General features: G+C 36.3%; 25 protein-coding genes and 1 tRNA gene. 13 read left to right on the top strand and 13 right to left on the bottom strand.

The features are described from left to right. Window positions 1-17: 17 nt before the first annotated feature. The 6 genes from pqiA (at window position 18) to DK865_RS04265 (ending at window position 6,052) form a co-directional block, all read left to right on the top strand. Complete coding sequence (gene pqiA, locus DK865_RS04300) at window positions 18-1,313, top strand: membrane integrity-associated transporter subunit PqiA (protein ID WP_036912203.1); 1,296 nt, start codon at window positions 18-20, stop codon at window positions 1,311-1,313. Then, window positions 1,306-2,958 carry an intermembrane transport protein PqiB gene (gene pqiB, locus DK865_RS04295; RefSeq protein WP_036912206.1) on the top strand — a complete coding sequence of 551 codons (1,653 nt, stop codon included), beginning with the start codon at window positions 1,306-1,308 and terminating at the stop codon, window positions 2,956-2,958. The genes pqiA and pqiB overlap by 8 nt, the downstream gene beginning before the upstream one ends. Continuing rightward, window positions 2,958-3,530 carry a membrane integrity-associated transporter subunit PqiC gene (pqiC, locus tag DK865_RS04290; protein ID WP_023581347.1) on the top strand — a complete coding sequence of 191 codons (573 nt, stop codon included), beginning with the start codon at window positions 2,958-2,960 and terminating at the stop codon, window positions 3,528-3,530. The genes pqiB and pqiC overlap by 1 nt, the downstream gene beginning before the upstream one ends. A 104-nt stretch (window positions 3,531-3,634) precedes the next feature. Then, window positions 3,635-4,048, top strand: a complete 414-nt coding sequence (locus DK865_RS04285; protein ID WP_036912209.1) for an ASCH domain-containing protein — start codon at window positions 3,635-3,637, stop codon at window positions 4,046-4,048. Between the two features lie 463 nt (window positions 4,049-4,511). Continuing rightward, on the top strand, window positions 4,512-4,682 hold the full coding sequence (gene rmf, locus DK865_RS04280) for a ribosome modulation factor (RefSeq protein WP_023581348.1): 171 nt from the start codon (window positions 4,512-4,514) through the stop codon (window positions 4,680-4,682). A gap of 878 nt (window positions 4,683-5,560) precedes the next feature. Next, the gene (locus tag DK865_RS04265) at window positions 5,561-6,052 is read left to right on the top strand and encodes a hypothetical protein (RefSeq protein WP_023581350.1); all 492 of its coding nucleotides are present in this window, start codon (window positions 5,561-5,563) and stop codon (window positions 6,050-6,052) included. Window positions 6,053-6,168: 116 nt separating this feature from the next. On the opposite strand, the gene fabA is transcribed toward DK865_RS04265, so the two are convergent. Beyond that, window positions 6,169-6,687: a bifunctional 3-hydroxydecanoyl-ACP dehydratase/trans-2-decenoyl-ACP isomerase gene (fabA, locus tag DK865_RS04260; RefSeq protein ID WP_023581351.1), complete on the bottom strand. Its 519-nt coding sequence runs from the start codon at window positions 6,685-6,687 to the stop codon at window positions 6,169-6,171. Between the two features lie 83 nt (window positions 6,688-6,770). Further along, complete coding sequence (locus tag DK865_RS04255) at window positions 6,771-8,516, bottom strand: AAA family ATPase (protein ID WP_109391310.1); 1,746 nt, start codon at window positions 8,514-8,516, stop codon at window positions 6,771-6,773. 361 nt (window positions 8,517-8,877) lie between these two features. Here DK865_RS04255 and matP point away from each other — a divergent pair, with 361 nt between their 5' ends. Continuing rightward, on the top strand, window positions 8,878-9,339 hold the full coding sequence (gene matP, locus DK865_RS04250) for a macrodomain Ter protein MatP (protein WP_109391309.1): 462 nt from the start codon (window positions 8,878-8,880) through the stop codon (window positions 9,337-9,339). 195 nt (window positions 9,340-9,534) lie between these two features. Here matP and ompA read toward each other — a convergent pair whose 3' ends face one another. Both ompA and sulA read right to left on the bottom strand, forming a co-directional pair. Beyond that, the gene (ompA, locus tag DK865_RS04245; RefSeq protein WP_023581353.1) at window positions 9,535-10,623 is read right to left on the bottom strand and encodes a porin OmpA; all 1,089 of its coding nucleotides are present in this window, start codon (window positions 10,621-10,623) and stop codon (window positions 9,535-9,537) included. 349 nt (window positions 10,624-10,972) lie between these two features. Continuing rightward, window positions 10,973-11,524 carry an SOS-induced cell division inhibitor SulA gene (gene sulA, locus DK865_RS04240; RefSeq protein ID WP_109391308.1) on the bottom strand — a complete coding sequence of 184 codons (552 nt, stop codon included), beginning with the start codon at window positions 11,522-11,524 and terminating at the stop codon, window positions 10,973-10,975. A 229-nt stretch (window positions 11,525-11,753) separates the two neighbouring features. On the opposite strand from sulA, the gene DK865_RS04235 reads away from it, so the two are divergent. After that, window positions 11,754-12,362, top strand: a complete 609-nt coding sequence (locus DK865_RS04235; protein WP_036912221.1) for a TfoX/Sxy family DNA transformation protein — start codon at window positions 11,754-11,756, stop codon at window positions 12,360-12,362. Between the two features lie 70 nt (window positions 12,363-12,432). Here DK865_RS04235 and yccS read toward each other — a convergent pair whose 3' ends face one another. Beyond that, on the bottom strand, window positions 12,433-14,601 hold the full coding sequence (yccS, locus tag DK865_RS04230) for a YccS family putative transporter (protein ID WP_109391307.1): 2,169 nt from the start codon (window positions 14,599-14,601) through the stop codon (window positions 12,433-12,435). Between the two features lie 114 nt (window positions 14,602-14,715). Here yccS and helD point away from each other — a divergent pair, with 114 nt between their 5' ends. Next, on the top strand, window positions 14,716-16,767 hold the full coding sequence (helD, locus tag DK865_RS04225) for a DNA helicase IV (RefSeq protein WP_109391306.1): 2,052 nt from the start codon (window positions 14,716-14,718) through the stop codon (window positions 16,765-16,767). Between the two features lie 2 nt (window positions 16,768-16,769). On the opposite strand, the gene DK865_RS04220 is transcribed toward helD, so the two are convergent. After that, window positions 16,770-17,228 (bottom strand): methylglyoxal synthase, encoded by a 459-nt coding sequence (locus tag DK865_RS04220; RefSeq protein ID WP_023581357.1) that lies wholly within the window; start codon window positions 17,226-17,228, stop codon window positions 16,770-16,772. 137 nt (window positions 17,229-17,365) lie between these two features. On the opposite strand from DK865_RS04220, the gene DK865_RS04215 reads away from it, so the two are divergent. After that, window positions 17,366-17,779 carry a CoA-binding protein gene (locus tag DK865_RS04215; RefSeq protein ID WP_109391305.1) on the top strand — a complete coding sequence of 138 codons (414 nt, stop codon included), beginning with the start codon at window positions 17,366-17,368 and terminating at the stop codon, window positions 17,777-17,779. Between the two features lie 61 nt (window positions 17,780-17,840). Here the strand turns inward: DK865_RS04215 and hspQ are convergent, their stop codons facing one another. Then, a complete protein-coding gene (gene hspQ / locus DK865_RS04210; protein WP_006537351.1) occupies window positions 17,841-18,161 on the bottom strand; it encodes a heat shock protein HspQ in 321 nt (106 codons plus the stop codon). Window positions 18,162-18,358: 197 nt separating this feature from the next. Here hspQ and DK865_RS04205 point away from each other — a divergent pair, with 197 nt between their 5' ends. Beyond that, a complete protein-coding gene (locus DK865_RS04205) occupies window positions 18,359-18,640 on the top strand; it encodes an acylphosphatase (protein WP_023581359.1) in 282 nt (93 codons plus the stop codon). 34 nt (window positions 18,641-18,674) lie between these two features. Here the strand turns inward: DK865_RS04205 and tusE are convergent, their stop codons facing one another. Beyond that, the gene (gene tusE, locus DK865_RS04200) at window positions 18,675-19,004 is read right to left on the bottom strand and encodes a sulfurtransferase TusE (RefSeq protein WP_023581360.1); all 330 of its coding nucleotides are present in this window, start codon (window positions 19,002-19,004) and stop codon (window positions 18,675-18,677) included. A gap of 182 nt (window positions 19,005-19,186) precedes the next feature. On the opposite strand from tusE, the gene DK865_RS04195 reads away from it, so the two are divergent. Together DK865_RS04195 and DK865_RS04190 are read left to right on the top strand one after the other, a co-directional pair. After that, a tRNA-Ser gene (locus DK865_RS04195) sits at window positions 19,187-19,274 on the top strand. Window positions 19,275-19,448: 174 nt separating this feature from the next. Further along, on the top strand, window positions 19,449-20,633 hold the full coding sequence (locus DK865_RS04190) for a tyrosine-type recombinase/integrase (RefSeq protein ID WP_109391304.1): 1,185 nt from the start codon (window positions 19,449-19,451) through the stop codon (window positions 20,631-20,633). Window positions 20,634-20,636: 3 nt separating this feature from the next. Here the strand turns inward: DK865_RS04190 and DK865_RS04185 are convergent, their stop codons facing one another. The 5 genes from DK865_RS04185 to DK865_RS04165 all read right to left on the bottom strand — a co-directional run bounded on the left by DK865_RS04185 (window position 20,637) and on the right by DK865_RS04165 (window position 22,325). Continuing rightward, window positions 20,637-20,843, bottom strand: a complete 207-nt coding sequence (locus DK865_RS04185; RefSeq protein WP_161669813.1) for a helix-turn-helix transcriptional regulator — start codon at window positions 20,841-20,843, stop codon at window positions 20,637-20,639. 204 nt (window positions 20,844-21,047) lie between these two features. Beyond that, window positions 21,048-21,248, bottom strand: a complete 201-nt coding sequence (locus tag DK865_RS04180; RefSeq protein WP_109391302.1) for a hypothetical protein — start codon at window positions 21,246-21,248, stop codon at window positions 21,048-21,050. A gap of 7 nt (window positions 21,249-21,255) precedes the next feature. After that, window positions 21,256-21,801 carry a phage N-6-adenine-methyltransferase gene (locus DK865_RS04175; RefSeq protein WP_109391301.1) on the bottom strand — a complete coding sequence of 182 codons (546 nt, stop codon included), beginning with the start codon at window positions 21,799-21,801 and terminating at the stop codon, window positions 21,256-21,258. Next, window positions 21,791-22,120 carry a phage protein NinX family protein gene (locus DK865_RS04170; protein WP_109391300.1) on the bottom strand — a complete coding sequence of 110 codons (330 nt, stop codon included), beginning with the start codon at window positions 22,118-22,120 and terminating at the stop codon, window positions 21,791-21,793. Before DK865_RS04170 ends, DK865_RS04175 begins: the two co-directional genes overlap by 11 nt. Further along, a complete protein-coding gene (locus tag DK865_RS04165) occupies window positions 22,113-22,325 on the bottom strand; it encodes a hypothetical protein (RefSeq protein WP_109391299.1) in 213 nt (70 codons plus the stop codon). The genes DK865_RS04170 and DK865_RS04165 overlap by 8 nt, the downstream gene beginning before the upstream one ends. Window positions 22,326-22,352: the final 27 nt, after the last annotated feature.

The following is a 22,352-nucleotide window of genomic DNA, read 5'->3' as shown; positions in this document are numbered from 1 at the left end:
AAATAAGAGGTGTCGCTGTGTGCTCTGGTCAACAACATCGTCATGAACATGAACATAAAAATAAGCAAATATTATGTCCTCAGTGCGATCTGGTGGTCAGTGTTCCTCAATTAGCACAAGGAACAAAAGCAACATGCCCTCGTTGTCATACTGTATTAATTGCACGTTGGCGCCAGCCTTTTTATCAACCTGTTGCATTAGCAATCAGCGCATTATTTATGTTGCTAATGGCAAGCCAGTTCACCTTCGTGAGTATGGAAGTGGCTGGTATCGCCAATAATGTCACATTGATGCAAATCCCAACGGTTATGTTTAGTGAAAATTACGTCGAATTAGGCGCATTTTTCTTGCTCTTTGTCCAAATTGTACCTGCTTTTTGTATGGTGGCAATCTTGCTTCTTTGTACACCAATTCAATTGCCTCGAAAGCTACAAATTTGGTTATCACGCATTTTATTCCAATTAAAATCGTGGTGTATGGCAGAGATTTTTCTTGCGGGAATTTTAGTTAGCTTTGTAAAATTAATGGCTTATGGTGATATTGGACTTGGACTCAGTTTCCTGCCTTATGTTCTTTATTGCTTATTTCAAATTCGAGCATTCCAGTGTCTTGATAGACATACTTTATGGGAAAAATTAGAACCTCGCCCAAGTTATCCTGATATTGAATCAGGTAAATCGGGGTTAAAACAAGGGGTTAGATTATGTCGTTCATGTACGGCAATTTTACCCGCAGATCAATATGAATGTAGTCGTTGTGAAGTTAAAGGGCATGCAAGAAGGCCAAAAAGTTTACAATGGACAGTTTCACTATTGATTACGTCATTTATTCTTTATATCCCTGCTAATTTATTACCTATCATGGTGACTGAATCGTTAGGTAATAATATCTATTCCACAATTATGGCTGGGGTGATTTTGCTTTGGGAAGACGGTTCTTACCCTGTTGCAATGGTGATATTTATTGCCAGTATTATGGTGCCAAGTTTAAAAATGGTAGCAATAGCTTGGCTATGTTGGGATGCACACAAATCGAATGGAAAAAGAGATCCTGCTAGAATGCATTTTCTCTACGAAGTTGTTGAATATGTAGGGCGTTGGTCGATGATTGATGTCTTTGTAATTGCTGTTTTAGCTTCATTAGTCAGAATGGGACGTCTGATGAGCATCTACCCAGATTTTGGTGTGGTGCTATTTGCAGTAGTCGTTGTACTCACTATGTTCTCTGCAATGATGTTTGATCCTCGGTTGACGTGGGATAAATGTACAGCCGAAGATGATAAACCGATGATTAAGGAGCCTAAGGGTGACTGAAAAGAATGAAACTGCTTTAACAGAAGCAAAAATTAACAAACTAAAAAGCTGGTCTCCAGTTTGGATCATACCGCTTGTCACCTTATTGATTGGTGCATGGATACTTTATTATCATTTCAGCCATCAAGGTCCAGAAGTTACTTTAATTACTTATAATGCTGAGGGCATTGAAGCCGGTAAAACCAAAATAAAAAGTCGTAGTGTAGATATTGGTTTAGTTGAAAGTGTCACGCTCGACAGTAATTTTAGTCGCGTAATTATCAATGCGCGACTTGATACTGGCATGAATGAACTATTACGCGCAGATACTGCATTTTGGGTTGTAAGACCACAAATAGGGAAAGAAGGTGTGACAGGATTAGGCACCTTACTTTCAGGTGCCTATATTGAATTACAACCTGGTTTAACTGGAAAAGAGAAAGATGAATTTAATCTTCTCGACTCGCCACCGTTAGCTTCACCTGATGCAAAAGGTATTCGCATTAATTTGGTGAGTGAAAGAGCGGGTCAATTAAATGCCGGTGATCCCGTCTTATTTAGAGGCTATCAAGTTGGCTCTGTTGAAACCAGTGAGTTCAACATTGAGAGTCGAGACATGCATTATCAACTCTTTATTAAAGCACCTTATGACAAAATGGTGACATCCAATGTTCGGTTCTGGAAAGATTCGGGGATTGCTTTTGATATGTCTTCATCTGGGGTGCGTGTTGAAATGGCGTCTCTTTCTACACTCTTTAGTGGCGGTGTGAGCTTTGATGTTCCTGCTGGTTGGCTGCCGGGTGAACAAATTGCACCTAAAACAGAATTTAAACTCTACGATAATGAGAAGAGTATTCAAAACTCGTTATATACTGATTATCGCAGTTACATCATGTTTTTCTCTGACTCAGTAAGAGGATTACAAGCGGGAGCTCCTGTTGAGTTCCGAGGGATTCGGATGGGAACGGTTGTTCAAGTACCTTATTACACTAAAGGTATGCAACAAACGTTGGATAAAGATTTTCGTATTCCAGTGCTTATCCATGTTGAACCAGAGCGTTTTGCTAATGATGTTGGTGAAAGTTTTGATTTCGTGAAAGAGATCACTTCAGCCTCTAACAATGGGCTAAGAGCTTCATTGAAATCAGGTAACCTTTTAACAGGGGCTCTATATATTGACCTCGATTTCTATCCAGATGAAAAAACATGGGAAGGGCCTCAAGAAGTGGCTGGTTTCCAACAAATTCCAACGGTTAGCTCTGGTTTAGCGCAAATTCAACAAAAAGTGATGACATCACTGGATAAGATCAACAATCTTCCGGTTGAACCAATGCTTAAAGAGATGACGGCAACATTATCTGAAAGCCAAAAAGCGGTCAGTGAAGCAAAAGAAACACTGAAAGCATTGAATGCCATGATTGGTAGTGATGAATTTAGAAATCTTCCTAATGATATTCAACAGTCATTGAAAGAGATCAATCGCAGTATGCAAGGCTTCCAACCGGGTTCTCCTGCTTATGGAAAAATGATCAATAATATGCAACAGCTTGATCAAGTGTTGAGAGAGATGCAGCCTTTATTGAAAACATTGAACAATAAAAGCAACGCATTGATTTTTGAAGCGAAGGAAGGTAAAGATCCAGAACCAAAGAGGGCTGAAAAATAATGAAATACATCATTGGGGTATTTGTTTTGATGTTAACAGCATGTTCAAGTCAGATTGATAAAACGTATTATCAGTTACCTGATGTTTATCAAGGGGGCGCGTCGGAACAAGTCTCGGCAACACAGTCAGCCAAGAAGCCTCAAATTTGGGTTCAGCCGATCCATTTGTCTAATATGCTAGTAAATGCAGGGATCGTTTATCAAACGACGGATATTAACTATACCGTGGCTAATCAGCATCTATGGATTAATCCACTTGATCAGCAATTACAGCAGAACCTTGTTTCAGGTTTAACAAAAGCATTGCCAGGTACTGTTGTTGCAAATCAACCTGTTGAAGATAACTTAGCGAAATTAACGGTCACAGTGAATTATTTTCAAGGTCGTTATGATGGACAGGTAATTATTTCAGGTGATTGGATTTATACTGAAAATAATAAAGTGATTAATCAGCCATTCTCATTAGTTTTAACACAAACAGAAGATGGTTATCCTGCTTTAGTACGTACCTTAGGGCAAGGGTGGGAGCAAGTTGTTGCTGATATAGCGAAAACAATTCAAGCTCAATACTAACTGACTTAGCATTACATTTATTCAAACCCAATATTCAACTTAAATACAATTAAAGTGAATATTGGGTTTTGTTTATTTAAAAAAAGAACAACAAAGGAAACAAGGTGTTAGAAATCCTGAAAAAGAAATACCCCACTGCAATCAGTTGGTCATTTGGTGATAATCCTGAGTTAGCGGATGAACTTGCTATGCTGGTGGTAGAAGGAAAAAAAACGGCAACGTGTAGTTCATTACGTGGTTTTTTTAGCGACAGTGTTATTCCCGTTATCGGTGGTTTTAACATTATTCTCAACAGTAAAAACGAGCCTGTTTGTGTTATTCGTACACGCTCTTTGCAGTTAATTCGATTTAATGAAGTCACAGAAGAGCTAGCTAAGAGAGAAGGTGAAGGAGATTTAAGTTTGGCATATTGGCAAGAAGGGCATAAAGCGTTCTTTAATCGAGAAGGCTATTTTTCAGAAGATATGGAGTTGGTATTTGAAGAGTTTGAATTAATAGAAGTATGTAAGAGGTATTAATCGCTTATTTTACCTTCAATGATAGCTAATGCCTTAATAAAAAAGAGGTAATTAAAAAGAGCTTTACACGAAAAAAGATAAATAGAGCAAAAACTTATATTTATTAACCAAGTCTTATATTGACATAAATTTAAAAATAAACATCAATTTATCTTATTTAATTTATTGATTACATAAGATAAAAATAGCTTAAATAGTTTTTAAATAATTATATGTATTAAATATCAATAAGTTAAGTTTTATTCCTTATGGTGTGAAAAATAATCAGATAATTTCTTAAAATAAATATTAAATAATAATGTTGGTTATTAAACTTGCAACTAGCGCAATATCACAAATATGACATTTGTATTAACTTCTTTACTTGCTTAAATGCTCAATAAAGCGTATCAATTTAGAGTGGTTGTTGAAAAAACAATCATTATCTTTCCGCTTAAACTTAGAACGTGAGGGTTGTCTAGATATGAAAAGACAGAAACGAGATCGTTTAGCAAGAGCATTATCGAAAGGTTATCAAGCTGGTATGCAAGGCCGTTCAAAAGAGCTTTGTCCTTATTTCGCCATTGATGCGCGTTCCCATTGGCTTGGAGGCTGGCGACAGGCGATGGAAGATCGCCCTAGTCTGGTAAAATAAATAACCCGTCGTAGTGAAATAGATAATAGTTTATTTTTAACTATATTGAATATTATCACTAAGATTTTACCGACAATCAAAACGAGGGTTATTTATATATATTCCTATGTACATATTGAACATAGGACAATTTGAGTATAAATAACAAACAATCAATTTGGATATAAAAAAGGCTTACATTTTTGTAAGCCTTTTTACGTTATATTGTCATTATTTTTTTAATTCTGAACTATGGAAATTTTTACGTAAATGAAACCCATAAATGGTAAGAAAAAGAGCAAGTATTGTATTGACAGAATTATATAGCCAATCAATTTTTTCTGAAGTAAACCAAGTTATAGAAGATGTAATTATAAGAAATATGCCACAATAAAACATAAAGTCTGCATGTTTTTTAGATACTTTGTTTTTTTTAATCACTTATTTTCCCTAAATCACTTTTTATGATTTTTAATTTATCTTAAAGATCTTTCTTTGGTTTTTTAAATAATTGATATAAGTTTGGGCTATATAAACATAATGAGGTTATAGAGAAACCTAAGAGCCATTTTATATCGAATTGATTAGCATACATAAAAATAAACAAAATCAATAAAATTGTGATCTTATAGCCAATTGCTTTACAAAGAAGAAAGAAAAGCTCAATCAGAAAGCCAAAAAGTTCTGCTATTGCGCTTATAATCATCTCCATACGATTATTCCTTGACATAATCTACTTATACTAAGTGGATATAAATTTTAAGTTTAGTATTTAGTTAGAATAAAAAAAGCTCACTTAACTTAAATTTATCTTTATATATAAAATTTATTTATTAATGTGATGACACTATACATCGATTAATTTATGATAGCGACTTTTATTTACAAGGAAGATTTCAATGAAAAAACCAATATCATTATGGATAATATTAATTGCTTTTATTTTATTTACTTTAGGGCAATTAATATCTTCATTTACTAGTGTTTCTACTTTAGTGGGCATATCTATAAAAGATAGCGAAAATTTAAATTTAATAGCCTATCTTTCTATATTGTGGAGTTTGATACAAACTTTTGCTCTCCCAACTTTATATGTTATTACTCTTTTTGTTATCTTTATGAATAAAGAAATAGCATCAATGATGCTGAAAATATTATGGAGTATATCAATGGTTCCTATCGCTATTGCGATAGTCGTAGGTATGCAAAATACATTGGATAATACAAGTGGTAGTAATCAAGCAGAAAATTCAGGTGAAGTATTAGGGATCTTATTTTTAGTAGGATTACTTGTTTATCTTACATACAGCTTATTTTTCTCTCTTAAAATAAAACATTATTTTAAGAGTCTAAAAGATAAACAATCGACAGCATGTATTGATAAAAACTGAGTTGAACATGGTCTGTTTTTCTATAAAGAAATAATACGTTGTTAGCATAGATAAAAAAATACCGTGTACTTTATGTTACACGGTATTTCTATAATAGATTCGGTTGGTTATCTATCTTAGAATGCAGTTGTATCTTTAAATAAGCCAACTTTTAAGTCTTTTGCTTCATAAATCAGCTTACCATCAACATACACTTCACCATCGGCAATACCCATAATCAGTTTGCGATTGATAACACGTTTGAAATCAATTTTATAGGTAACTTTTTTTGCTGTTGGTAATATTTGTCCAGTGAATTTTACTTCACCAACACCAAGTGCACGGCCTTTACCTTCACCACCAAGCCAGCCAAGATAGAAGCCAACAAGTTGCCACATGGCATCTAGACCTAAGCAACCCGGCATAACAGGATCATTGACGAAGTGGCAATCAAAGAACCATAAATCTGGCTTGATATCGAATTCTGCTTCGATAAAGCCTTTATTATGGGTGCCGCCATCTTCTGTCATTTTAATGATGCGATCCATCATTAGCATATTACCCGACGGCAGTGGTGGGCCATCTTGGCCAAATAATTCACCACGGCCTGAAGCAATGAGGTCTTCTTTAGAATAAGATTCGCGTTTATCAACCATTGTCTATATAGCCTTTATCATGTGTAAGACAACAGAATAGCTTACACTTGTACGCTGAACAACTCCGATCACTTGAAACAGAATTATCTGAATAGACGTAAGAACCAAGGTAATTTAGGTCTATCCTGATTATTTGCCAATGTTATACGATCATGAATAACAGCTAACAAGTGTGAGTCTGATTGTTCTGGTTCACATTGTTCTTCATAATATGGCTGACGAGTCAGTAACGTTATCGCCTCTGCTACATGAGTGACAGGCCAAATATGAAATTTTTCTTCTTTTACCGCTTGTTGCACATTTTCGTTGAGTACAAGATGACGAATATTGGCGAGAGGAATAATGACGCCTTGTGCACCCGTTAATCCTCTTTGTTGGCAGATATCAAAGAAGCCTTCAATTTTATGATTTACACCCCCAATCGGTTGGACTTGACCAAATTGATCGACGGCACCTGTCACCGCAATTTGCTGATCAATAGGTTGTTGTGCCAGTGTGCTAATAAAAGCACATAATTCAGCCAAGGAGGCACTATCACCATCAACCTCACCATATGATTGCTCAAAAACAATCGAGGTGCTAAATGGCTGTGGTTGGTCTAAACGTAATTCTGAGTTTAAGTAAGCTTGCATAATCATCATTCCTTTTGCATGAAGATTGCCACCAAGCTCAGCTTTTCGCTCAACATCCGTAAACTCACCATCACCTATATGTGCAACGCAGGTAATACGGGTCGGTTCTCCGATTAAATCAGGATATCCAGGGTAATCTAAAACAGAAAGTCCATTGATTTGACCAATAGCTTCACCTTCTGTTTGTATCATGACTTGATCTTGTAATATCTCGTCACGGCTACGTTCCAACAAATAACTGTGCCGCCATAGGCGATTTTCTTCTGCTTTTTTCAATGCATCAGCATTTAGAGAAGATGCATCTTGATTAAAACGTATTGCATAACGAAGCTGGCGTAAGATCCATTCTAAATCTAGGCTCAGTATTAGCTGATCTTCATGTTGTCTTGCCGCTTGTGTTAGCAAGACTTCCCAAGCATCCGCAGATAGAGATGGGAGACGATATTTTTGGCACAGTGAATTTACAAAGCCACACCATTGAGAAAGAGCGGTTTCGTCTTCTAAATACATGTCGTATTCATATTCACCATATAAAGCAGTGCTACTTAGCTCTGGCTCCATAAATTCCAGCTCTTCGAGACTCAGTCTATCACCAACTAAAATAACCCGAAGATTAAGTGGCATACTCTCAATAGGCAAAGGCAGGGATTGATTGTCATTCCAAACTAGCCACTCAAAACGTTGTTCTTCAACCATTTTTTTAAGGCGGAACCACATCAGTGGCTGTGCAAGTAACGATTTTATAGAGAGGACTAAGATGCCTCCATTTACTTTATGCAATAAGCCTGGGCTGAGAGTCACTTCGTCTTTATGGCAATAGAATGAACCAAAGAGTTGTTCTGGCTCTATCCATTGGCAACAAGTAATAGATTCTGATGATGAAAATGCACCTTGTACATTTTCTTGCCAATCGATTTTATTGTTTTCTGCTTGATAACTGCCAACAACAGGATCAGTTTTGATCCCTGATTGCGTTAATGTGTCTGTCAGCATATCAAAGTAAGCAGTAGAATCATCCGCTTTTAACAGCATAAACTGCCCTGAATCTGCATTGTTTAACCATTGCAGACTTTCATACAGGCGAGGTTGAACCTCACGAAGTAGAGATGCAGGTAATTGAGATGCTGTTTGAAAGAAAGTTTGGTAGGAGGCGTAATCAGGACGTAACGCCTGCCATTCTAATTCGTTGTTTTTCAAGGTTACCGTTTTTATTATTGATTAGTGAAAAGAGATAATTAGATATCGTATAAGTTGATATCTATCCTGCAATAAGACGGTTCTTTAACTGTCATCAACTGCGTAGGCAGGGAATATGTACCGCTACGACCTTATAATGACGAGTTAATAATTGGTCATTAAGGTTTTATGATAGCGACGCTCGATTCTATCATAACGTGCTCAGAAAACTATCCCTTATCAAGGCTTGTTATTAATTGATAAGAAAGATTATCTAAAATAACGTTGCCTATAAAATAGTCAAAAAATTTCGGTTCAGTGGCAGTATTTTTGTAAAATTGTTGATATGCTACTATATAGTTACGTTGTCACGGGATTTTGTATGAAATATCAACAATTAGAGAACCTAGAATGTGGCTGGAAATGGGCCTATCTAGTAAAAAAACACCGTGAAGGTGAATTAATTACTCGTTATATAGAAAAAAGTGCCGCTGATGAAGTTGTCGAGCAATTGTTGCGTCTCGAATCGCAGCCATTAAAAGTTTTAGAGTGGATAGATTTGCATATGAATCCTGATTTATCTAATAGGATGAAGCAAACTATTAGAGCTCGTCGAAAACGTTATTTTAATGCTGAGCATCAACACACGCGCAAAAAATCAATCGATTTAACATTTAAAGTTTGGCAACGCTTATCTGCATTGTCACAACGAAGAGGGATCACATTATCAGAAACGATAGTGCAATTAATTGAAGATGCTGAGCGAAAAGAACAATATGCACTAAAAGTACATAGTTTAAAAGATGGACTTATTGAGTTATTAGAACGCGATAAAGAAAAATAAGTGACATGAGTTTTTGCTTACTGGCTTAAGTCGCTTATTTTCGTCTTTTTGTTTTCTGTTTTTATTGTGATATTTCATACCTGCCCGAACACGTTCTTGCCTTTATATTTTTACCTTATCTTATCTACATAAAGAAAAACCCTGCCAATGGCAGGGTTTTGAATTCATCAACAGTAGAATATTCTACTATTTGAATTATTTAGCAGGAACAACAACTTCAGTTGTACCTTGGATTTCGATCTCAACACGACGGTCTGGCGCTAAGCAATCGATCAGAGCTGAACGAGCTTTAACGTTGTCACATGTGTTGCCAGTAACTGGATTTTCTTTACCACGACCTTCTGCAGAGATGCTGTTTGCAGGGATACCTTTAGAAACCAGGTAATCAACTACAGATTGAGCACGTTTTTCTGACAGAGGCAGGTTGTAGTTTTGTGAACCGATACGGTCAGTGTAACCGATAACTACGACACGACCTTGAGTTGGGTCGATGTTAGCCAGTTCAGTGTACAGACCATTCAGAGCTTCTTGACCTTCAGCTTTCAGAGTAGATTTGTTGAAGTTGAACAGAACGTCTGAACGCAGAGTAAAGGTTTTGTTCTCAACAACTGGCGCTGGAGCAACAACTGGAGCTGGTGCTACAACTGGAGCTGGAGTTTCTTGGTTGAAGCGGTAAGCAACACCCACACTCAGCATGCCGTTGTCTGGACGTGCATTCAGAGTACCTTTATCACCGATGTTGTTGATCCACTGATATTCAACACGGGTAGCGATGTTTGGAGTGATCGCGTATTCAGTACCTAATGCGAATACTGGAGAAACGCCAGTATCGTTATTAGAGAAGTTTTTCTGAGTTGGTGCTGGAGAAGTAGCAGCAACTGTTGCAGAAGAATCTGCACGCCATACCATACCACCTAAACGTGTATAAACGTCTAAGTCTTCCATTACTGGATAGCTTAATTTAGTGGTTAATTGGATACCTTGAGCACGGAATGCACCGTTGTCATATGAACCTTTATAAGTCATACGACCTAACCAATCGTAACCCAGTTCAAAACCTAAGTATTGGTTGTACTGATAACCAGCAAATGCACCTGCACCTAATTGATCACGGTGAGTGTTACCATTACCGATAGAAGTTTCACCAAAATGGTTGCTAGTACCTTGGTATTGAGACCAACCTAATTTACCACCGGTATACCAGGTATTGTCTTTTGGAGCTGCTTGCGCTGCAGTTGCGAAAGCTGCCACTGCCACTGCTAATGCGATAGCTGTCTTTTTCATTTTTACGCCTCGTTATCATCCAAGTTAGGCATTTGGCTTTAAGCCTTATTATTTGCCCTTGGTTAAATTATTGTTAGGAATCCAATACTTTCATCAAATGATGATCCCAAAAAATGGGATTTAAAGCATAACCTTAACGACATAAAGTCTACAATGAACTTAAAAAGTTACAAGTAATCCTTTAAAATTCGACTTAAAATTTTAAAAAAATCCGTCTTATTCCACAATGGGAAAGATTCTGTATTTTTGTTAAATTTATTGTAACTATATGATTTAGGTTACAAATACATTTGACTTATCTTAAATGATATCAGAGTGTTTTGAGTATTAGGAAAACTCTTAAATTTCACTAATGGTAGTGAATTGAATGAATTTTTACGGAATTCAAATGTCGTTTAGATGTATTACTACTTTCTAAATGGATATTCGTATTAATTTGTTGTCGCATAATAAACCCGAGGGTTTTTCCTTTACTTGCAGCAGATTCTAATCGTTTCATCTCTTCTGACGATATTTCTGGTAACCAACCCAGCACTACACTGTAATTACCACTCACCAGTGCTTTTTCCATTAAATCAACGGTTGTTATCATATTTATATGATTTAACTGGATTATTTTATTGAGTGGTAATCCTGCATTTTTTAACCAAGTGCGGTTTAGTTTTTGTTGTGGGTTTAACCACAATAACCAACGTGATTCATGGCTATACTGCTTTAGTAATGGTAAAAGAATGTGATTAATGACGAGCGGATTTTGGTAGAGAAGTTCACTCACCATGCCTTGTTTATTATCGCTATCGTAAGTCGCCACTGTTGAAGGGATAGATAGAGGTAATACCTCATTTGAGATCTCTTGGAGAATGGCGTTCTGTCTTGTCGGAGATGATGTTGAGAGTTTCATATTTACCTCGTTCCATATGCACTGTATGAATATACAGTATATCTATATTTCGCTTAAATCAAGTCCATTTTTTTGAAAGTTCCTCTCAAATTTTATGTAAATCTCTATTTTTAAGTCGTTAACTATTGGCAATAAAAAGGAAATTCTTTATTGTCTTTCTCGTGATGACTTATGCATGTTTTTGAATTCAAAGATAAAATTTAATCTTAAAGTTTGTGTCGGAGTTTCAATGTTATTTTTACCTGAGCAAAGGAAGGCTCATTTATTATCGCGTATTGCGCAATATGGAGAGTTAACAACAAAGTCTCAATTTGGTGGTGTTAGCTTAATGATTGATGATGTTATGTTTGCTATCACGTCTGATAATCAGTTTTATTTAAAAGGTAGTGGCTTTTTAGAAACGCTCTATAAAGCAACAAAAATGAGTTCCTATACTTATTTGAAAAAAGGAATTCCTATCATATTGCGTTATTACCATATAACGGATTCATTATGGAAAAATCAGCAAAAATTAGATCAATATATTGATATGTCATATCACTACAGCATTCAAGAATATTTAGGACAGCGGAAGAAGCCTTGCAGAATAAAAGATTTACCTAATCTAGGTGTAATATTGGAAAAAAGATTAAACCAAATTGGCATCAATCAAGTTGAAGAATTGCGTTTAATTGGTGCTAAGGCGTGTTATTTAAAATTAATGCATAGACACAATTTGAGAAATAGTGAACTTTTACTTTCATTAGCAGGCGCTATTGTTGGGTGCCATCGTTCTGTATTACCTAGCCAACTTAAAATGGAATTATTAGATTGGTACAACGAATTATCTTTTCAATAATATAAAAGTAATGACCGTTATTTTCTCTAATGTGCTTATGGAAATTAGAGAAAATAACGTCAATAAGAGGCTAAGCTTGAGGTTGAGGTAGGCTGCTTGATTCGCTTTGCTCAATAATTTGGATGCAACTAATAATCTGTGGCAGTAAATCCAACAGTAATCGGATTTGAGTGAGTACTAATTGAATGCGAGGATTATCAGCATTAGGTAATGCATTGATCCTTTCAATTAATTCTACATGAGATAGCTTAAATCCTTCATTTTGTGGCATTCTGCGGCGTAAAGCAGAATCAATATAACAAACGGTATCATTAAGCAACGTGAGCACATTTTCATCTTCTATTTTTGAGCGATGAACGCCAAGTGCAGAAATATAACTGAGTAAAGTATGATTTAAACAAAGCAGCTGGAAAGCGACTTCTTGGGATGCTTGATAACTTTTTGGCTCTGAGGACATATTTGAGATCAGTGATGCTAATTCACCATCACTGCTATGAGCATTTCGACGAGCAATGCGATAACCCAAACTATTATCTTTTCCTTGATAATACTGAATAAGGATGGCATCAAGATAATAGCAGTTATTTGTCATTGTTTTTTGAATAACAACAGGCAATTGACGGAATTTCCAATCAGGCCAAATAAAGCTGACAGCAAACCACGCTATGGCACAGCCAATTAAGGTGTCGATAATGCGAGGAAGGGCAACATCATAACCTTCACCAAGTAAATTGAAGCTTAATAAAACCAATAAAGTAATAAATAGAGTGGCATGTGCATACTGTATGGTTCTAAATGCGAAAAAGAGCGTACCAGTGATCACAATTAAAACGAGTTGCCCTTCAATTGAAGGAACAAAATATAAAATAGGGAAGCCAATTAAAATACCAATAATAGTACCACTAACACGTAAGGTAAGACGTCGGCGAGTAGCATTATAGTTGGGTTGGCAAACAAATAGGCTAGTCAATAATATCCAATAGCCTCTATCCAATTGGAAAAATTGAATAATGGCATAACCAATACATAACACCAGTGACATCCTAACGGCATGTCTAAAAAGTGCCGACTTAGGCGTGAGGTGTTGTTTTATTCTTAGTGCAATGTCGCGCCATCCGGTTAAACCATCATCAGAAAGTTGCGTTTCTTCTTTTTGGTCATGGGAAATTTGGTATTGCTCTGTGCTAATACTTCGTAAAAGCGCATCAATGCCTTGAAGATTTTGCAGTAAATTATTTAAAGGTGTAATTAATTGTGGTTCTGAAGTCGTATTTTTTAAATGATTTAATGCATTCTCTAAATAATTTATAGCACGCTCTAATGAAGGGTTATGCTGATATTTTTTATGCCAAAGAATCGATTGTGCAACTTGCTCACAAGCACGTGCTTGCATAGAAAGTAAACGTTGAAAACGAAATAATACATCGCTATGCCGCAATTCATTACTTAATAGCTGGTATTGAGCATGTGACGAACTTGCTCGCTCATGAATATCTTGAGCAACAAAATAGTAATGAAGTGTGAAACGACTACTGCGTTGGCCTCTATCACCTTTTAATCGACTTAATAATGTAACTTTAGTTTGGTTCATCGTATCAATTAATTGGCTATTTGCCATTGCTAAATTATAAAGCGAATGTTGATAGTCATCTTCGATATCTGGATCAAATAATGTCGCTTTAGCTTCGAGGTAAGTTGCGAGTTGTTGGTAGCAGCGAGTTAAATTGTCCTGAACTGGGCGAATTGGGAATAATAAGTGTCCAACTAATGTTAAAGAGTTATACCAAATAGCACCTAACAGTAATAAAACGGGTTGTTCATACCATTCAGGAAAAATGGGCATACCGAGCATAGTATAAATTGCGATTAATAAAGCACCAAAAGCAATAGTTGCGTACCGTTGCCCTAAAGCACCCAATAAAATAAATCCCCAAGTAGAAATAGCTAATCCACAAAAAAATAAAATAGGATAGGGATAAAGTAATCCTATAGATGCTGAAGCAAGAAGAAAACAGCATAAAGTGATAACGAGGTTTTTTAAACGCCCAACAAGCCTATCATCTAAATCAGTTAATGCTGCCGCAACCACACCTAAAGTGAGAGGAATTGTGTATTTAGGCTCTTGCCCTAAAATCCAAGGAAACAAAGTCGTTCCTGTAAGCGCGATTATTATGCGAATATAATATAAAAAGTGGCTATTATAGATAAATCGGCGGGCGCCATTTAGCAAAGTGAACACAAAAAGCCCTTAAATAAACAAGATGAAGATAATTACCTCTTAGAATATAGGGTTTATCACCGATTAAAAAGAGCTTAACAACAGACTATTTGTTATTTATTGCAGGAATTACGTATGGAACTGAAATCCACCCCGATGGGACAACGTTTAGCACAACATCCTTATAATAGAGTCAAATTGTTAAATGCAGGCATTGAAGTCAGTGGTGAAAAACATCAGTATTTAATTCCTTTTAACGAGTTGATTAATATTTTCTGTAAAAAAGGGATTGTGTGGGGGGAGTTAGAATTTTTATTGTCTGAAGATAAAGTTGTTCGATTACATGGAACCGACTGGGAAGAAACTCAGCAGTTTTATCGTTATCTTTATCAATCATGGCAAAATTGGAGCAAAGAAATGAGCGAAATAAGTGCTCAGGTGCTTGAGAAGCAACTCCATAATATTAGTGAAATCACTCAATCAAATAGATGGATAAAACAATCTAAACTTAGTGAAATTCAACAAGCCATAAAAGAAAGCTTTTCTGCTATTCCTCTCCCTCTTGAACGCCTTATTCAATTTGATAATTGCCATACTCTTTATCAACAATGTTTAGAATGGCTCAAGCAAGGTGAAGTACTTATTAATAAAGAAAATTCTGCATGGGTAACTCAAATATTAAATGATCATGCGGAGTTTTTTAATACGATTGAATCATCACCATTAAATGAATCTCAGTGCCGTGCCGTAATAAATGGAGAAGAAAATATTCTTGTTCTCGCGGGTGCGGGAAGTGGTAAAACATCCGTATTAGTTGCTAGGGCAGGTTGGTTATTACGACGCCAATTAGCGCAACCCGATCAAATTTTATTGCTTGCTTTTGGGCGTAAAGCTGCACAAGAAATGAATGAAAGGCTTTCTCGTTGTTTAAATGACGATATTATGGCAAAAACATTCCATGCACTGGCATTATCCATTATTCAACAAGCAACAAAAAAACAACCCAAAATTAGTGAGCTTGAAATAAATAGTGAAAAAAGAAGATCTCTATTATTAGATGAGTGGCGAAATCAGTGTCAACAGAAAAAAGCACAAGCAAAAGGGTGGCGTGAATGGTTATCTCAAGAGTTTGAGTGGGATATTCCTGATGGCGAGTTTTGGCATGATAAAAAATTAGAAAACCAAGTTGCTGTAAGATTAGAACGTTGGGTTGGTTTATTAAGGATGCAAGGAGGTAGCCAAAAATCGCTGATTGGCAGTGTAGAACCTGAATATACCGAAGCCTTTAAAAAATATTTAAAATTATTATCGCCATTATTAAAAGCTTGGAAAATGGCATTAAAAGAAGAAGATGCGATCGATTTTTCGGGCTTATTGCATCAAGCTATTAATCTTATTGAGAAAGGGCGCTTTATTAGCCCATGGAAACATATTCTTGTCGATGAATTTCAAGATATTTCACCATTAAGAGCCTCATTATTAACTGCATTAAAACAGCAAAACAAACAAACATCTCTATTTGCAGTCGGTGATGATTGGCAAGCCATTTATCGTTTTAGTGGCGCAGAATTATTATTAACAACTTCTTTCCATCACGCTTTTGGTGAGGGGGCTGAATGTGCATTAGATACAACCTATCGTTTTAATGACACGATAGGGAATATTGCTAATACGTTTATTCAACAAAATCCAGCTCAATTATCTAAACCTTTAAATAGTTTAGTGAAAGGTAATAAAAAGTCAGTTGTACTGTTATCTGACGATCAACTTGAAAATTTACTAAATAAAATGAGTGGTTATGTAGAAGAAAATGAAACTATTCTTTTACTCGCTCGTTATCACTATTTAAAACCAGAATTATTAAAAAAAGCGAAAACACGCTGGCCTAAATTAGATCTGCAGTTTATGACTTTTCATGCTTCAAAAGGGCAACAAGCAGATTACGTTATTATTTTAGGTTTACAAGAAGGTAAAGATGCTTTCCCCGCACCAGCAAGAGAATCGATTATTGAATTGGCATTACTGCCTAGTGTTGAAGATTATCCTAATGCGGAAGAGCGACGTTTAATGTATGTCGCTTTAACAAGAGCAAAAAAACAAGTATGGCTATTATTTAATAAACAACAGCCATCTTGCTTTGTTTCAGAACTAAAATCTCAAGGTGTTCCTATACAACGAAAACCTTAGGATTATTTTAATCTCTCTTTTAAGTAACCTTCGTAATCTGGAATTTTAATTGTAGATTCTTGTGAAAACAGAGGTGATGAAATTAAAAAGTTCGCCGTTGCACGGTTCGTTGCAACTGGGATGTTCCAGACTGTAGCTAAACGTAGAAGCGCCTTAACATCGGGGTCGTGCGGAACGGCATTTAATGGGTCCCAAAAGAAAATCATAATATCAATTTTCTTTTCGGCGATCATTGCACCTATTTGTTGGTCGCCACCCATTGGACCACTTAGCATTTGAGTAACAGCAAGACCTGTATGATGATTGATTAAATTACCGGTGGTTCCTGTTGCAAATAACTTGTGTAGAGACAGTTGTTCACGATTATTTTCTACCCATTCCAGTAATGAGCTTTTGCAGTGATCATGGGCAACAAGCGCGATATTTTTTTCTTTTAAGAGCGTGCGGTCAATTTGTTCCATTTGATACCTTTAAATATAAATATAGTAATTGTTCCAGTTTTCAAAATACCTTTTTTTTATCTTATAAGCTATGAACAGATCAAGATACTATGATGTATCATAATATTTTCAATCTTCATGATGAACGGAGTAGGTAAATGGTGGATTCAGACATTTATGACATTTTAAGAAGCGTTAAAACCATTGCGCTTGTTGGTGCGAGTAATAAAGAAGATCGCCCAAGCTATAAAGTCATGAAATTCCTATTAGAACAAGGCTATGATGTTATTCCTGTTAATCCAGGTATGTCAGGGCAAACCTTATTGGGGCAGCAATGCTATGCCTCACTAAAAGATATTCCTGTTGCTGTTGATATGGTTGATGTTTTTCGTCAATCTGACGTAGCATTAGAAATTGCGAAAGAAGCAATCGAAATTAATGCCAAAGTATTATGGTTACAAATTGGTGTTATCAATGAAGATGCTAAAGATTTAGCTGAAGATGCTGGGTTACGTGTGGTGATGGATCGTTGCCCTAAAAAAGAAATTGAGGCACATGGCCTTCCTTGGTAATACGCCAAAATAAAATCGCCGAAAACGAATTCGGCGATTATCATTCCATTCAGATTACTGGTTAATTTCTTAATCGTGGAGCCTGTAATTGGCTACGAATCGACTGTGATAACTCATCCAATGAGTCATTATCTAAGTGCTCATCTGAAACTTCATAGGTTATCTGCGCTTCAGCAAGATAAGTATGAACGGGTTGTCCTTCATCATCTTCCATTACAACATGGTACCAAGGTGCTGCTCGCAAGGTCACATTAGATGCAATATCATCCTCATTAGGTTGATCAAGGGAATATTCAGCATCCACATCGACGACAACGCCTAAGTAGCCGAGTAATTTATGTCTAACTTGCTGCCCTATCCCAAATTTGCTGGCGGTCATCATAGTATCACCTCCATATAGCCTTGCTTATTGGTTATATATATGAGGGCACAAAGTGAAATTTCAAGGATTTGAAAAAAATATAATCCTTTGCTTTCATTATGAATAAAGAACCTCACAAAATCAGATTATCTATTGTATAAAGAAAAGACAATAACCTAGACAGAATTTTTATTTGAAGAATACAATTAGAAGGGCATATGAAAATTGGTAGAGAATATATTATTCAAGGGCGTGTTCAAGGTGTTGGTTTTCGTTTTTTCACCTATCAATGGATGAAAAAACAACCAATAACAGGGTATGTTTGGAATCGTGATGACGGTAGTGTGGGAGTAAAAGCTTTCGCGAAAGAAAATGCATTAAAAGCATTTGAGGATTGGTTAGATGCTGGTGGCCCAAGAAGTGCCAAAATTACATTTTGGTCAGCAACATCTTGTGAATATGAACAAATGGCAGATTTTTCAATCCACCATTATGAGTAATATTGTTTTAATTATTTTTTATCGAAAGACAATATTAAATACATTTAACGGGTTTGGGTAAACCCGCAAGTTTTGTCGCTTGTTTTGCGGGACCTTTAGGAAACAAACGATAAAGATAGCGGCTATTTCCTTTTTCATCGCCATATTTCTGTGCAAGCGCTTTTACTAACATACGAATAGCAGGGGAGGTATTAAATTCTAAATAAAACTGGCGAACAAAACGGATAATCTCCCAATGTTGTTCTGTAAGCTCAATTTCTTCTAATTCAGCTAATGTTGGAACCATATCTTCATTCCACTCATTGCTATTTTTTAAATAACCGTGACTATCGGTCTCGATTTCTTTTCCGTTAAATACAAACATGTGCGTAGTAACCAATCAAAAATAATACCGCTAATTTAGCAAAAATAAGGAAAATACCCAAGTAGAACCCATAAATCGTTGATAAATTAAGCCATTGACTTGAAATGCGTTTAATTTTACGGCAAACAGTGCAATAAGGGCTTTACAACCTAGTCTTAGGTGTTTATATTGCTCCCCATTGCGGAGGGGTGGCCGAGCGGCTGAAGGCAGCGGTCTTGAAAACCGCCGATGGGAAACCATCCGAGAGTTCGAATCTCTCCTCCTCCGCCATTTCAACATCTCCTAGCGTCTCCTAAAGTCTCCTTATCCCATTAAAATCAAACCTTCGCACTAAATCATTGTCTCTTGAAGTCTCTTAACGTCTCTTGAAAGCTCTATCATTTGTTGTATAGTTTTTTGTATAGAATTACCCTATACAAATTCCCTATACAAAATTGGTGATTTATGAAGCTAACGGACATGGCGATTAAAAAAGCAAAACCACGCGAAAAAGTTTATTCACTGGGTGATGGCAATGGATTGTCTTTAATTGTTGAACCTAATGGGTCAAAAGGGTGGAGGTTTAGATATCAGTTCAATGGTAAATCAAAGATGATATCGCTTGGCATATACCCTGTTATTACATTAAATGAAGCCAGAGAAAAAAGAGATGACGCTAGAAGATTGGTTGCAAATGGAACTGATCCAGCAGAAGCAAGAAAAGAAGAAAGGAATAAGGCTAGCGGTCAATCAGAGAATACATTCAAAAAGATAACTTTAGAATGGTATGAGGGAAGAAAAGACCGGTGGTCTGAAGGTTACCGTGATGACATGATGGAAGCATTTGAAAATGATGTTTTCCCATATATTGGAGATCGCCCAATAGCAGAGATTAAACCTCTCGAATTACTTGAAGTGCTTTCAATAATGGAGAAACGTGGTGTTACAGAGAAATTAAAAAAAGTTCGTCAGCGCTGTGGAGAGGTTTGGAAATACGCCATCATCACTGGACGAGCTGAGTATAATCCTGCTCCAGATTTAGCTAGTGCTTTTATTCCACATCAACGAGAAAATTATCCATATTTATTGGCTGATGAATTGCCTGAGTTTTTATCTTCAGTAGACAAGTATCAAGGAAGTCAGATCGTAAGAACTGCTTTAAATATCTTAATGCTCACTGGTTTAAGACCGGGAGAATTGCGAAAATCAGAATGGTCATTTATCGACTTTGAAAGCAAGACATGGAAACTACCAGAAAAAATCATGAAGATGGGTAGAGTGCATGTTGTGCCAATGTCAGATCAGGTAATTTCTTTACTACGTCAAATACAGCCAATAAGTGGCGATTATCAGTATATTTTCCCTAGTCGAACTAACCATAAGAAGCACCTGTCAGAAATGGCGATAAATACAATGATTGGTAGAATGGGCTATAGAGGAAGGGCTACTGGTCACGGCTTTAGACACACCATGAGTACAATATTGCATGAAAAAGGATTTAATACAGCGTGGATAGAGTTACAACTTGCTCATGTTGATAAAAACTCTATCCGTGGCACTTATAACCATGCGCTGTATTTGGAGGGTAGAAGGGAGATGATGCAGTGGTATGCTGATTATATAGATGAGCTGAGAAGTAAAAAGAAATAAAATTCAATTGATAGTTTTTTCAGGGCAGCGAGTGTTATTAATTCGTTGCTCTATCCATTCGTTAATTTCACTTTCAATAAAAGCAACCGAACGAGAGCCTATTTTAACTTGCTTTGGAAACTCTCCTTTATCTATTAATTTGTAAGTCCATGACTTGCTATATCCCGTTCTATCTAAAACTTCATCCAAGCGTAATAATTTATATTCCATTCTTCTCTTCCTTTTGCAGGTTTCTGATGTATTGGCACATAACATCTTTGGTGTTGTACTTTGTGTGATTTAGAGGCTTAAACTTCGGTGTGTATTTATCGAGGATATGAGTTGTTAGTTTGTCGTTGGGTATTCCATGACTTCTGAGTTCGATTAAGCATTCCTTTGCTATTTGCCTTCGTGCGTTTTCCATTGCCTGTGCATTCATAGTCTTTGCCTTTTATTTCTCATTATTACTCTGAGTGAGTTAGGGCAATTTTCTATTTCAACGTTATAAATTGTATTTTTAATTTTAACTCTGTGATTTATTCGAAATCCTTTCTTGCTTTTATCGTGGATATTTAAAGCTGCATTTATTGCCATTCTTTCTATATCACTAACATCACCATGAATTCTGATTTCCATAATTCACCTATGCTATTTTCCATTCATTTAATATCCTGTTGCCGATATTAATTAAATCGTCTCTATCGACAGTGTTAATTATCTTTCGTGGCTTGATATATGGTCGCCATATTAAAAGCATTGAGCCTTTATTATTACCGTTAACTGGTTTGTTTGTTCCTGCATTAATAAAAGATATTCTTCCTCCTGTAATTAGTCTCACTTCATCAACTGTTTCTAATGCAGAATTAAACCAATCAACAGAAGTATCAGCAGGAATTAACATTACAACAGGCTGTAATTGCTTTTTACATTGCTCAGCGGATTTATTTACCCATGGCTGAATATCTGAATAGGGAGGATTAATCCAAATAGCGCCGTAACTTTCCCAGTCGCAATTTAACGAGTCGTCTTTTTCGGTGAGGTAATGAGAGCAGAGTGCATTATTTTTATTAGCGGCGGCATCTAAATAGAAACCGAATTCAGCGTCCAGTGCTGTAAATAAAGGTAGGGGAGTTTGCCATCTATCACGCAATTCCTTTGGCGTGTGGCTACCTCCGTAGTCAGCCTTCATTCTCCGCACCCTTCATAATCAAAAAGCAAGTCATAGCTGCGCGATAATAGTTTTTATCGTAAATTTCCAACTCGCCTTTCCCTTCATCAAAATGATATGCACACCAACCAATATCGTTATCTATATAATTCATGCATATCTTATTCTCAATAATAATCGGCATTGCGTCAGATGGGTTGTTGCAAGGGTCGAAAGGCGTTGCATCCATATCATCAAACAAAACTATTTCAGTACGTTCGTATGCAATTGTGTTTAATTTAATATTCTCAGCAACCTTTTTATTAATCTCGAAGTCAGATAGTTCGGTGTATTTATTCATTTTCATCATCCATATTATCAATCGCATCCATTACATTGGAGCCTCTAATTATTTCCAATGCTTCACAAGCCATATCAAAGACCAGTCTTTCTTGTGGGTGAGGTGATTCCCAGTATTTAAAACCCTCTCTATGTGAATACCCCATCATTGAATAAAACTTACCAGCCAATATTATTGCTACATCAACTAATTCTTTATCTGTCATTACTTCCACGAATCACCTCGCCACAAA

Origin of the sequence: Proteus cibi, from assembly GCF_003144405.1 — a bacterium.
In the GTDB taxonomy this organism is placed as follows: Bacteria; Pseudomonadota; Gammaproteobacteria; order Enterobacterales; family Enterobacteriaceae; genus Proteus; species Proteus cibi.
This window is presented reverse-complemented; position numbering and strand designations above follow the sequence as displayed.

Excerpts from the sequence above, each read along its gene's own strand:
- DK865_RS04165 (WP_109391299.1), bottom strand. The coding sequence starts at position 22,325 with ATGACAGATAAAGAATTAGTTGATGTAGCAATAATATTGGCTGGTAAG.
- DK865_RS04215 (WP_109391305.1), top strand. The coding sequence starts at position 17,366 with ATGGTGGATTCAGACATTTATGACATTTTAAGAAGCGTTAAAACCATT.
- DK865_RS04205 (WP_023581359.1), top strand. The coding sequence starts at position 18,359 with ATGAAAATTGGTAGAGAATATATTATTCAAGGGCGTGTTCAAGGTGTT.
- matP (WP_109391309.1), top strand. The coding sequence starts at position 8,878 with ATGAAATATCAACAATTAGAGAACCTAGAATGTGGCTGGAAATGGGCC.
- DK865_RS04170 (WP_109391300.1), bottom strand. The coding sequence starts at position 22,120 with ATGAATAAATACACCGAACTATCTGACTTCGAGATTAATAAAAAGGTT.
- tusE (WP_023581360.1), bottom strand. The coding sequence starts at position 19,004 with ATGTTTGTATTTAACGGAAAAGAAATCGAGACCGATAGTCACGGTTAT.
- DK865_RS04175 (WP_109391301.1), bottom strand. The coding sequence starts at position 21,801 with ATGAAGGCTGACTACGGAGGTAGCCACACGCCAAAGGAATTGCGTGAT.
- DK865_RS04220 (WP_023581357.1), bottom strand. The coding sequence starts at position 17,228 with ATGGAACAAATTGACCGCACGCTCTTAAAAGAAAAAAATATCGCGCTT.
- pqiC (WP_023581347.1), top strand. The coding sequence starts at position 2,958 with ATGAAATACATCATTGGGGTATTTGTTTTGATGTTAACAGCATGTTCA.
- DK865_RS04190 (WP_109391304.1), top strand. The coding sequence starts at position 19,449 with ATGAAGCTAACGGACATGGCGATTAAAAAAGCAAAACCACGCGAAAAA.
- fabA (WP_023581351.1), bottom strand. The coding sequence starts at position 6,687 with ATGGTTGATAAACGCGAATCTTATTCTAAAGAAGACCTCATTGCTTCA.
- hspQ (WP_006537351.1), bottom strand. The coding sequence starts at position 18,161 with ATGATGACCGCCAGCAAATTTGGGATAGGGCAGCAAGTTAGACATAAA.
- rmf (WP_023581348.1), top strand. The coding sequence starts at position 4,512 with ATGAAAAGACAGAAACGAGATCGTTTAGCAAGAGCATTATCGAAAGGT.
- DK865_RS04180 (WP_109391302.1), bottom strand. The coding sequence starts at position 21,248 with ATGGAAATCAGAATTCATGGTGATGTTAGTGATATAGAAAGAATGGCA.
- ompA (WP_023581353.1), bottom strand. The coding sequence starts at position 10,623 with ATGAAAAAGACAGCTATCGCATTAGCAGTGGCAGTGGCAGCTTTCGCA.
- sulA (WP_109391308.1), bottom strand. The coding sequence starts at position 11,524 with ATGAAACTCTCAACATCATCTCCGACAAGACAGAACGCCATTCTCCAA.
- DK865_RS04235 (WP_036912221.1), top strand. The coding sequence starts at position 11,754 with ATGTTATTTTTACCTGAGCAAAGGAAGGCTCATTTATTATCGCGTATT.
- DK865_RS04185 (WP_161669813.1), bottom strand. The coding sequence starts at position 20,843 with ATGGAATATAAATTATTACGCTTGGATGAAGTTTTAGATAGAACGGGA.
- helD (WP_109391306.1), top strand. The coding sequence starts at position 14,716 with ATGGAACTGAAATCCACCCCGATGGGACAACGTTTAGCACAACATCCT.
- DK865_RS04265 (WP_023581350.1), top strand. The coding sequence starts at position 5,561 with ATGAAAAAACCAATATCATTATGGATAATATTAATTGCTTTTATTTTA.